This is a genomic window from Streptomyces phytophilus (genome assembly GCF_013870535.1).
Classification (GTDB): Bacteria; Actinomycetota; Actinomycetes; order Streptomycetales; family Streptomycetaceae; genus Streptomyces; species Streptomyces phytophilus.
Genome location: NZ_JACBXC010000897.1, coordinates 1 through 2,516 on the forward strand (window position 1 = coordinate 1; position 2,516 = coordinate 2,516).

Genomic DNA, 2,516 nt, shown 5'->3' on the forward strand with positions numbered 1-2,516 from the left:
ACAGCGGAGCAGCTGCGCGAGGTCGCAGGCGGGCTTGAGGTCGCCAGTTGACCCCGCCCGATCCTCGGTGGCGGGGTTGACGACGGTGTGCTCGTGCGGCGCGGGGGGTGCCGGTGCCGATGGTGCCAAGGGGTTCGACCTCACATGCGCTCGAAGGACCGGAAGCGTTCCCAGTCGGTGACGGCGGTGTCGTACGCCTCCTGCTCGACGCGCGCCATGTTGCGGTAGTGGCGGACGACGTCCTCGCCGAACGCGTCGCGGGCCAGGGCGCTGCCGCTCCACAGCCCGGCGGCGTCCCGGAGGGTGGCGGGGACGTGCGCGGCGTCGCCGGTGTAGGCGTTGCCGGTGCAGGCTTCGGGGAGTTCGAGCTTCCGCTCGACGCCGTGCAGCCCGGCGGCGATCATCCCGGCGACGGCGAGGTACGGGTTGACGTCGCCGCCCGGCAGCCGGTTCTCCAGCCGCAGCGAGCCGCCGTGGCCGACGACGCGGATGGCGCAGGTGCGGTTGTCGGGGCCCCAGGCGACGGCGGTGGGGGCGAAGGAGCCGGGGCGGAAGCGCTTGTAGGAGTTGATGTTCGGGGCGTAGAGGAGGGTCAGCTCGGGCAGGCAGGCGAGCTGTCCGGCGACGAAGTGCCGCATGGTCTCGGACATGCCGTACGGGGCGTCGTCGCCGGACCCGCCGGGGGCGGCGAAGACGGGGGTGCCGTCGGCGTCGCGTACGGACAGGTGGATGTGGCAGGAGTTGCCCTCGCGCTCGTCGTACTTGGCCATGAAGGTCAGCGCCGTGCCCTCCTGGGCGGCGATCTCCTTGGCGCCGGTCTTGTAGATGCTGTGCTGGTCGCAGGTGGTGAGCGCGTCGTCGTAGCGGAAGGCGATCTCGTGCTGGCCGAGGTTGCACTCGCCCTTGGCGGACTCCACGGTCATGCCGGCGGCGGCCATCTCGTTGCGGATGCGGCGCAGCAGGGGCTCGACGCGGCCGGTGCCGAGGACGGAGTAGTCGACGTTGTACTGGTTGGCGGGGGTCAGGCCCCGGTACGCGCTGCTCCACGCCTGCTCGTAGGTGTCCTTGAAGACCATGAACTCCAGCTCCGTGCCCGCGTACGCGGTCCAACCGCGCTCGGCGAGCCGGTCGAGCTGGCGGCGCAGCACCTGGCGCGGCGAGGCGGTGACGGGGGTGCCGTCGTGCCAGGCGAGGTCGGCGGTGACCATGGCGGTGCCGGGGTGCCAGGGGATGCGGCGCAGGGTGGCGAGGTCGGCGTGCATGGCGAAGTCGCCGTACCCGCGCTCCCAGGACGACATCTCGTAGCCGTCGACGGTGTTCATGTCGGCGTCGACGGCGAGCAGGTAGTTGCAGCCCTCGGTGCCGTGCGCCAGCACCTCGTCGAGGAAGAAGGGGGCGGCGAAGCGCTTGCCCTGGAGCCTGCCCTGCATGTCCGTGAAGGCCAGGACCACGGTGTCCAGCTCACCGGCCTCGACGAGCCGGCGCAGCTCGGGTACGGGAAGTGCGGGGGTGCGTGCGGAGTCGGTCACGGGAGCGGTCTCCTCTTCTACGGACGTCTTAAGGTATGCATGGATACCTTTGGTTGGGAAGTAGGCGGGAAGAGCGGGTCGGAGGGCGGGGTCGGGATGAGGGCGTTCAGCAGCGCGGCGGCGGGAGACGGGCTGCGGACCGTACTGCGTCCGGTGCGCGCGGGCAACGGATTCGAAGAGGCGCTGGAGCAGATACTCCAGGTGCTGCGCCTGGGCCTGGTGCCGCCGGGTGAGCGGCTGCCCGCGGAGCGGGAGTTGGCCGAGCGGCTGCGCATCAGCCGGGTGACGCTGCGGGACGTGCTGAAGGTGCTGGCGGACGAGGGCCTGGTGGAGAGCCGCCGGGGGCGCTACGGGGGCACGTTCGTCAAGGAGCGCACGCCCGCACGCCGGGACGCGCAGGAGGAGCTGCGCCGGCGCACGGAGCGTACGGACCTGGAGGACGTGCTCCGCTTCCGCGAGGTGCTGGAGACGGGCGCCGCGGAGCTGTGCGCCGGCACCGCGGCGACGCCGGAGCAGCGGGCGCGGCTGCGCGCCGCGCTGCAGGCCACGAAGGACGCGCCGCTCGGCGACTACCGGCGGCTGGACACCCTGCTGCACCTGACCCTGGCCGAACTCGCGGGCTCCCCGCGGCTCGCGGCCCAGTACGCCGCCGTCCGGGCCACCGTCAACGACCTGCTGGACTGCATCCCGCTGCTGGTGCGGAACCTGGAGCACAGCCAGGCGCAGCACGCCGCGCTCGTCGGGGCGGTGCTCGACGGCGATCCGGACGCCGCCCGCGAGGTGATGCGGGAGCACTGCGCCGGCACGGCGGCGCTGCTGCGCGGCTTCCTGGGCTGAGCACCGCCGGGGCCGGGCGCCGTAACAGGACGTTCATGCACGGGGCTTGCGCTCGTCACCCCGGCGCCGCAAAGGTATGGGGCCACACCATTGCTGGGTCCCCACCGTCCGTTGAGGCAGGAGCGGCACCATGAGCGAAGGCACCGAGTC

Annotated in this window: 2 protein-coding genes; one reads left to right on the forward strand and one right to left on the reverse strand. The window is 72.5% G+C overall.

Annotated elements, in window-relative coordinates; translation table 11 throughout:
• Positions 1-140: 140 nt before the first annotated feature.
• On the reverse strand, positions 141-1,529 hold the full coding sequence (locus tag H5J30_RS26845; RefSeq protein ID WP_181789913.1) for a glutamine synthetase family protein: 1,389 nt from the start codon (positions 1,527-1,529) through the stop codon (positions 141-143).
• Between the two features lie 96 nt (positions 1,530-1,625).
• Between H5J30_RS26845 and H5J30_RS26850 the strand changes: the two genes are divergently transcribed.
• A complete protein-coding gene (locus tag H5J30_RS26850) occupies positions 1,626-2,366 on the forward strand; it encodes a FadR/GntR family transcriptional regulator (RefSeq protein WP_181789914.1) in 741 nt (246 codons plus the stop codon).
• The last annotated feature ends 150 nt before the right edge of the window (positions 2,367-2,516 follow it).

What these genes read in the sequence shown, in the direction of transcription:
- H5J30_RS26850 (WP_181789914.1), top strand. Translation starts at nt 1,626, where the DNA reads ATGAGGGCGTTCAGCAGCGCGGCGGCGGGAGACGGGCTGCGGACCGTA.